Source organism: Anaerosporobacter sp. (assembly GCF_965301125.1).
This window is the reverse complement of the sequence record NZ_CBDLAM010000173.1, coordinates 1-7,863: the sequence shown is the minus strand read 5'-3', so window position 1 is coordinate 7,863 and position 7,863 is coordinate 1. Positions and strand designations below refer to the sequence as shown.

General features: G+C 33.9%; 9 protein-coding genes. All 9 read left to right on the top strand.

All coding sequences use genetic code 11. The annotated features are described in order from the left end of the window. The first annotated feature begins 44 nt into the window (after positions 1-44). The 9 genes from rpsK to truA all read left to right on the top strand — a co-directional run bounded on the left by rpsK (position 45) and on the right by truA (position 7,767). The gene (gene rpsK / locus ACW2QF_RS15645) at positions 45-440 is read left to right on the top strand and encodes a 30S ribosomal protein S11 (RefSeq protein WP_167955450.1); all 396 of its coding nucleotides are present in this window, start codon (positions 45-47) and stop codon (positions 438-440) included. Between the two features lie 213 nt (positions 441-653). Next, positions 654-1,247, top strand: coding sequence for a 30S ribosomal protein S4 (rpsD, locus tag ACW2QF_RS15640; RefSeq protein WP_455716943.1), 594 nt, complete (start codon positions 654-656; stop codon positions 1,245-1,247). Positions 1,248-1,374: 127 nt separating this feature from the next. Continuing rightward, on the top strand, positions 1,375-2,334 hold the full coding sequence (locus ACW2QF_RS15635) for a DNA-directed RNA polymerase subunit alpha (RefSeq protein ID WP_455716942.1): 960 nt from the start codon (positions 1,375-1,377) through the stop codon (positions 2,332-2,334). Between the two features lie 18 nt (positions 2,335-2,352). After that, complete coding sequence (locus ACW2QF_RS15630) at positions 2,353-2,889, top strand: bL17 family ribosomal protein (protein ID WP_455716941.1); 537 nt, start codon at positions 2,353-2,355, stop codon at positions 2,887-2,889. 224 nt (positions 2,890-3,113) lie between these two features. After that, a complete protein-coding gene (locus ACW2QF_RS15625; protein ID WP_455716940.1) occupies positions 3,114-4,247 on the top strand; it encodes a DUF6709 family protein in 1,134 nt (377 codons plus the stop codon). A 176-nt stretch (positions 4,248-4,423) separates the two neighbouring features. Continuing rightward, entirely contained in the window at positions 4,424-5,272 is an 849-nt protein-coding gene (locus ACW2QF_RS15620; protein ID WP_455716939.1) for an energy-coupling factor transporter ATPase, read from the top strand. A 15-nt stretch (positions 5,273-5,287) separates the two neighbouring features. Then, a complete protein-coding gene (locus ACW2QF_RS15615) occupies positions 5,288-6,151 on the top strand; it encodes an energy-coupling factor transporter ATPase (RefSeq protein ID WP_455716938.1) in 864 nt (287 codons plus the stop codon). A gap of 9 nt (positions 6,152-6,160) precedes the next feature. Further along, positions 6,161-6,967, top strand: a complete 807-nt coding sequence (locus tag ACW2QF_RS15610) for an energy-coupling factor transporter transmembrane component T family protein (RefSeq protein WP_455716937.1) — start codon at positions 6,161-6,163, stop codon at positions 6,965-6,967. A gap of 59 nt (positions 6,968-7,026) precedes the next feature. Beyond that, on the top strand, positions 7,027-7,767 hold the full coding sequence (gene truA / locus ACW2QF_RS15605; RefSeq protein ID WP_455716936.1) for a tRNA pseudouridine(38-40) synthase TruA: 741 nt from the start codon (positions 7,027-7,029) through the stop codon (positions 7,765-7,767). The last annotated feature ends 96 nt before the right edge of the window (positions 7,768-7,863 follow it).

Sequence of the window (7,863 nt, the reverse complement as noted above, 5' to 3'; positions counted from 1 at the left end):
ATAATATTGCATGGTAATTAAAATCCAATAGGAGGGTTTGTTAAATGGCTAAAAAGATAGCAAAAAAAGTGACTAAAAAACGTGTTAAGAAAAACGTTGATCGTGGACAGGCACATATTCAGTCATCTTTTAACAATACAATTGTTACGCTAACAGATGCAGAAGGAAATGCTCTTTCATGGGCTAGTGCAGGTGGATTAGGATTTAGAGGTTCTAAGAAATCTACACCTTATGCAGCTCAAATGGCAGCTGAAACTGCAGCTAAAGCAGCAATCATTCATGGTTTAAAATCAGTAGAAGTTATGGTAAAAGGACCAGGTTCAGGTAGAGAAGCGGCTATCCGTGCACTTCAAGCTTGCGGTATTGAAGTAACAAGCATCAAAGATGTTACTCCAGTTCCACACAATGGTTGTAGACCACCAAAACGTAGAAGAGTGTAGTTCTTATTTATATAGTTATGACCTACTTGGTTAGGTCTATAAAGGTTGTAGTCAACCTACTTAGTGGGTTGTTTACGGAGGAATGTATTGAAACAACGAAAGTCTTTTATAGAGTAACAAGGAGCGTTATTGTTACGATATAGGTACTATATGTATAAAATGCATATTTACTGGAAAAGATTTAAGTTAATAGATTAGGAGGTAACTTATAGCATGGCAAGAGACATGAGTCCTGTTTTAAAAAGATGTAGATCACTTGGTCTTGATCCTATTTACCTAGGAATTGACAAGAAATCTAATAGAGCTCCAAGAGCTGGTAAGAAATTAAGCGAGTACGGCTTACAATTAAAGGAAAAACAAAAAGCTAAATTTATCTATGGTGTATTAGAAAAACCTTTCAGAAATAATTTTGCTAAAGCTAAGAAAATGAAGAACGGAACTGCTGGTGAAAACTTAATGATCCTTCTTGAACTTAGATTAGACAACGTTATCTTCCGTATGGGATTTGGTAGAACTAGAAAAGAAGCTAGACAAATCGTTGACCACAAACACGTTTTAGTTAACGGTAAATGTGTAAACATCCCTTCTTATTCAGTTAAACCAGGTGATGTAATCGAAATTAAAGAAAAGTGCAAAACTGCACAAAGATATAAAGATGTCTTAGAAACTACTGGTTCTAGATTAGTACCAGCTTGGTTAGAGGCTGATCAAGACGCTTTAAAAGGTGTTGTTAAAGAAATACCTACAAGAGATCAAATTGATGTTCCAGTTAACGAAATGCTTATCGTCGAGTTGTATTCTAAATAATATGTAGTTTTCATTTGTATCATGGTAGTTATAAGATGCATGATGCAACTTGTAACTACTTTATAATGAAAATTATATGTTATGAATGATTACCCTCAATAATTTAACCCAAAAGGAGGGTCCAATAGTGTTTGATTTTGAAAAACCAAAAATAGAGATTGCAGAGATTTCTGAAGATAAAAAATATGGACGTTTTGTAGTTGAGCCACTTGAAAGAGGATACGGTACAACTTTGGGTAATTCCTTAAGAAGAATTATGCTTTCTTCTCTACCTGGAGCAGCGGTTAGTCAAGTTAAAATTGACGGCGTTGTTCATGAATTTAGTACTATTCCAGGTGTTAAAGAAGACGTTACGGAAATAATTATGAACATTAAGAGCTTAGCAATCAAGAATACTAGCGAAACGAATGAGCCAAAAACTGCGTATATCGAGTTTGAAGGTGAAGGAGTTGTAACAGCTGGAGATATCCAGGCCGATCCTGACATTGAAATTTTAAATCCAGAATTAGTAATAGCTAACTTAAGCGGTGGCGCAGATAGCAAACTATATATGGAATTAACAATTACTAAGGGTAGAGGTTATATCAGCTCTGACAAAAATAAAAATGATGATTTACCAATCGGTGTTATCCCTGTTGATTCAATCTACACACCAGTAGAACGTGTTAACTTAACAGTTGAAAACACTCGTGTTGGACAAATCACAGATTATGATAAGCTAACATTAGATGTTTATACAAATGGTACGTTAGTACCTGATGAAGCAGTTAGTTTGGCTGCAAAGGTTCTAAGCGAGCATCTTAATTCTTTCATTGACTTATCTGAAAATGCTAAGACTGCAGAAGTTATGGTAGAAAAAGAAGATAATGAGAAAGAAAAAGTACTTGAAATGAACATTGATGAGCTAGAATTATCCGTTCGTTCGTACAACTGCTTGAAGAGAGCTGGAATTAATACTGTTGAAGAATTAACTAACAGAACTTCAGAAGATATGATGAAAGTAAGAAATCTTGGCCGTAAATCCCTTGAGGAAGTACTTGCTAAGTTAAAAGAACTCGGTTTATCACTTAACCTAAGTGATGAATAGTCATAAGGAGGTAAGAAAATGGCAGGCTATAGAAAACTTGGAAGAACTTCAAGTCAAAGAAAAGCTTTACTTCGTAATCAAGTAACAAATTTATTATATCATGGTAAAATTTTTACTACAGAAGCTAAAGCAAAAGAAATTCGTAAAATTGCTGAGGGCATGATCGCACTTGCTGTTAAAGAAAAGGATAACTTTGAAAATGTTACAGTTAAGGCTAAAGTTGCTCGTAAAGATAAAGATGGTAAGAGAGTGAAAGAAGTTGTTGATGGTAAGAAGGTAACAGTTTTTGATGAAGTTGAAAAAACTATCAAAAAAGATAACCCTTCAAGATTACACGCTAGAAGAAAAATGCTTAAAACTCTTTATACAGTAACAGAAGTTCCAGCTGAAGCTGCTGGTAAGAAAAAGAATACTAAGACTGTTGATGTAACAGATTTATTATTCGATGAAATCGCACCAAAATACGCTAATCGTAACGGTGGTTACACAAGAATCGTTAAAGTTGCTCCACGTAAAGGTGATGCAGCTATGAAAGTTCTTATTGAATTAGTGTAATAAAATCGATAGATAAATATTAGAAAGTAAGTGGTGATTACCATTTACTTTCCGTTTTGAGGCTAATGTACTTGCTAAGTATTAGCCTCTTTTTTTGCATAAAAATACTAAAATAGTATGAATAAATACATAGACCTATATAAAAATGGTGAATAATGTGTTATAATTGGAAATGTTATGTTAATGAGGGAAAAAACAACTATAATATTTATAGGGAGGGAATTATGCTTAAAAAAATAAGAAAGAAAATTATTCAAAAAGCATTATTAAAGGTATTTATTTGTATTGCTATCATCGTTGGTATATTGTTTTTTTCAGATATGGCACCAGTCAAGATGATACAAGGGACGAAAAAGGCAGATATTGACAAGCAAAACATTGAGTCGTATTACAATCAGTATATTAGCTTAGATATCAAATATATGAATGTTGAATATGCTGAGGAAGAGACTACAAAAAAATCAAAGGTTGGTACAACAATTTCTAAAAAGATTACCGCCAAATATTATGTAGCTGCAAATGAGTACTCAGAATATTTTTCAGTATATGCTAATAAATTAGCTATGGATAAGGTAGATGAACACCTATATTCTTCAACAAATGGTGTTGAGCCTGTTACATATAAAGGATCATTTGTTAAATTATCAGACTTAGAATACAGTCATTTAAAAAGTTTTATGACAGAAGCTGGACTTGCGGAAGATGAGTATTCCCAATATGTCTTTAAAGTGAATTATGTTGGAAAATGTGATGAAATTACGGTATATATGTTAATGATAGCAATAGTAGCTGTATTGTTGTATGCGTTACTATCATTTATTACAGGGTTTAGCAATAGATATGCAAGAGATGTTAAAAAGTTTGCCACGAATAATGGTATAACATTTGATCAACTCAGTTTAGAATTAGATAATGCATATGAAATAAATGGGGTATGGATTACTTCTAGTTATACCGCATATTTAAAAGGAAATAAGGTTAAAATGCTAAAAAACCAGAATTATATCTGGGCATACTATAAGGAAACAAGAACTACACGAAAAGGAGTAACCAATTATACTAGACAAGTCGCACTTGCAGATCGTAATAAGAAGTTCAAATATATTACAATAAAGACTGAAGATGATGCACGAAAGATCATTGGTATGTATTCGGAAACTCAACCACAGATGGTACTGGGTTATAATGAGGATCTACAGAATCTATTTAAAAATAATTTTGATCAATTCTTGTTACTACCTTATCAAACAAATGTAAGTAATGATGAAACTGCACCATCAGAGGAGTTCATTCCAGAAGAATATGTACCAGAATCTTATACACCAGAAGACTCATCTAATGAAAAGAAATCTTTTTAGTTAAATAAATATGGAAAAAATGGGCTATTATAAACATTGAACATGCAGATATTCAATTGTTTATAATAGCCTTTTTAAAAAGCCTATTATACGGTTACACTTGCATTTCATGGCATTATACCTTACAATGTTAAAAGTAAATAACGGCTGAATCGTAGATAAATGAGGAATTGTATATGGGAATTATTAAGTCTAAACAATTAGTACATGAATATATTCGTCGAGATGAAGAAGGAAATACAGTTGGTATTAATCGAGCTCTCGATGATATTAATATTGATATAAAAAAAGGCGATTTTGTTGCAATATTAGGGCATAATGGTTCTGGTAAGTCAACCCTCGCGAAGCATTTGAATGCTATTCTTATGCCTACAGAAGGAACGTTATGGGTTAATGGATATGATACCAAGGAAGAAGACCATGTATGGGATATTCGACAGTCTGCAGGTATGGTATTCCAAAATCCAGATAATCAGATTATAGGGACTATTGTAGAAGAAGATGTTGGATTTGGACCTGAAAACTTAGGTGTAGAAACAGAAGATATATGGAAGCGTGTTGAAGAGAGTTTACGAGCAGTAGGAATGCTTGAATATCGCTCTCACTCTCCAAATAAACTTTCTGGCGGACAAAAACAGCGTGTTGCAATAGCGGGAATTATGGCTATGAAACCAGAATGTATAGTATTAGATGAACCTACCGCCATGCTTGATCCCAATGGACGTAAAGAAGTTATTCGTACAATAACTAGGTTAAACCACGAGGAGAAGGTAACCGTTCTTCTTATAACACACTATATGGAAGAAGTTATTGGAGCTGATAAAGTTATTATTATGGATAACGGAAAAATTGTGATGGAAGGAACACCGAGAGAAGTGTTTACTAGGGTGGATGAATTGAAGAAATACCGTTTAGATGTTCCTCAAGTGACAGAACTAGCTTATGAGTTAAGAAAAGGTGGACTAGCTATACCAGAAGGGATATTAACAGTAGATGAACTTGTTAGAGAGATTACAAGGCTGTAGATAGGAGGTGTTAGCATGTCAATTGTATTAGATCATGTAAATTATAGTTATAGTGTAGGAAGTGCATATGAAAAGCATGCATTAAAAGATATTAATTTAACAATTAACGATGGCGAATTCATTGGATTAATCGGTCATACAGGTTCTGGAAAATCCACATTAATTCAGCATCTTAACGGCCTAATGAAAGCTACAAGTGGAACAATCTATTATAATGGAAAAGATATCTATGATAATGATTATAATATGCGTGAGTTAAGGAATAAGGTCGGATTAGTGTTTCAATATCCAGAACATCAGTTGTTTGAGACAACTGTTATTAAAGATGTTAATTTTGGCCCAAAGAATCAAGGATTATCCCAGTTAGAAGTCGATCTGCATTCTTATGAAGCATTGAAGCAAGTTGGAATTGGAGAAGACTTAATTGACTGCTCACCTTTTGAGTTATCTGGTGGACAAAAGAGAAGGGTAGCAATTGCAGGAGTACTTGCTATGAGGCCCGAAGTGTTAATATTAGACGAACCTACAGCGGGGTTAGATCCAGCAGGTAGAGATGAGATTTTAGATCAGATAGCAAAACTACACAAGGAACGTAAGATTACGGTTATCCTTGTATCTCATAGTATGGAAGATGTTGCAAAGTATGTAGATCGTATTATTGTAATGAACAAAGGTGAATTGGTATATAGTGATGTGCCGAAGAAAGTATTTGCAAATTATAAGGTGTTAGAAACGATTGGACTAGCGGCTCCTCAAGTAACGTATGTCATGAATGGTTTAAGGGAGCAAGGTATACAGGTAGATACCAATGCAACTACTATTGATGAAGCCAAAGAGGAGATTCTTAAATGGGCAAGACGGGAAATAATAGAAGGGTAAGGTAAGATTATGATTAGAGACATTACAATTGGACAATATTACCCAAAAGATTCATTTATACACAAACTTGATCCTAGAACAAAGATTATAGGTACTTTTATATATATTATATCATTATTCTTATTCCGTAAGTTTATTCCCTATTTAATTGTATTTGGTTTTCTAGGATTAGTAATTAAGACATCTGGAGTGCCAATCAAACATATTATGAAAGGGTTGAAATCTATCCTATTTATTTTAGTTTTTGCAGTTGTATTCAATATATTTTTAACTCCTGGTGATATATTGTGGAAGTTGGGATTTTTGAAAATAACAAGGCAAGGACTTGAAACTGCAGGATTTATGGCCATTCGTCTTATACTGCTAATTATGGGCTCTTCTATTATGACATTTACAACAACTCCAAATCATCTAACAGATGGAATTGAGAGAATAATGAACCCACTTAAGAAAATTAAAGTGCCAGTACATGAAATCGCTATGATGATGTCAATTGCACTTAGATTTATACCAATTTTACTAGAAGAGACTGATAAGATCATGAAAGCACAGATGGCGAGAGGTGCTGACTTTGAATCTGGTAATTTAATTAAGAAAGCAAAGAGTTTGGTACCTTTATTAGTGCCGCTTTTTGTGTCTGCATTCCGTAGAGCAAATGATTTGGCTATGGCCATGGAAGCTAGATGTTATCATGGTGGTGAAGGAAGAACAAAGATGAAACCATTGCAGTATCATAAGCAAGATACAATAGCATATGTGATATTGGTAGGATATCTTGCAATTTTATTACTAGTTAAAATGGTTAGTCCTTTCTAATTAAGAAGAAGGAAATAAGTCACATTAGGTGCAATGGGCAGTTAGGAGCTATATATTATATGAAACGTATTAAGTTAGTGGTTGCATACGATGGAACGAACTATTGTGGTTGGCAAAAACAACCGAATGCAATTACTATTGAAGAGGTTATTAACAAACAACTATCGCAATTGCTTGGCGAAAACATAGAGGTAATTGGCTCAAGTAGAACTGATTCTGGCGTTCACGCACTTGGTAATGTAGCTGTGTTTGATACAGAAACGAAAATACCTGCGCAGAAGATATCTAATGCATTAAATCAGCGTCTACCAGAAGATATTCGAATTCAATCTTCAAGCGAGGTACCCCTTGACTTTCATCCTCGTTATCAAAAGAGCTGTAAGACTTATGAATATAAGATATTAAATAGGGAGTTCTTACTCCCTACAAAGCGTTTATACTATCACTTTGTGTACAAGAAACTTGATACTGATAAGATGCAGGAAGCTGCCAATTATCTCGTGGGAGAGCATGACTTTAAAAGTTTTTGTTCCACAAAGACGCAGGTTAAGAGTACAGTTAGAACCATTTATAGTCTAGATGTAATACGGAAAGGGGATGAAATTATTCTACGTGTTCGTGGAAATGGATTCTTGTATAATATGGTGAGAATTATTGCGGGAACCTTAATCAATGTAGGACTTGGAATTACACAAATAGATAAAATCCCTGAGATATTAAACGTCACAGAACGTATAGAAGCAGGGCCTAACGCACCTGCACATGGATTAACACTTGTTAATATTGAATTTAGGGAATAGTCCTTAAAATATACCAAAAAAATGTTTTAAGGAGTTGCAAAACAAAAATCAATTTTGTTTAATTGACTGTGCTGATTTTGAATTGGCTAATATAAT

Coding starts and splice junctions, on each gene's coding strand:
- rpsK (WP_167955450.1), top strand. CDS start 45: ATGGCTAAAAAGATAGCAAAAAAAGTGACTAAAAAACGTGTTAAGAAA.
- rpsD (WP_455716943.1), top strand. CDS start 654: ATGGCAAGAGACATGAGTCCTGTTTTAAAAAGATGTAGATCACTTGGT.
- ACW2QF_RS15630 (WP_455716941.1), top strand. CDS start 2,353: ATGGCAGGCTATAGAAAACTTGGAAGAACTTCAAGTCAAAGAAAAGCT.
- ACW2QF_RS15625 (WP_455716940.1), top strand. CDS start 3,114: ATGCTTAAAAAAATAAGAAAGAAAATTATTCAAAAAGCATTATTAAAG.
- ACW2QF_RS15620 (WP_455716939.1), top strand. CDS start 4,424: ATGGGAATTATTAAGTCTAAACAATTAGTACATGAATATATTCGTCGA.
- ACW2QF_RS15615 (WP_455716938.1), top strand. CDS start 5,288: ATGTCAATTGTATTAGATCATGTAAATTATAGTTATAGTGTAGGAAGT.
- ACW2QF_RS15610 (WP_455716937.1), top strand. CDS start 6,161: ATGATTAGAGACATTACAATTGGACAATATTACCCAAAAGATTCATTT.
- truA (WP_455716936.1), top strand. CDS start 7,027: ATGAAACGTATTAAGTTAGTGGTTGCATACGATGGAACGAACTATTGT.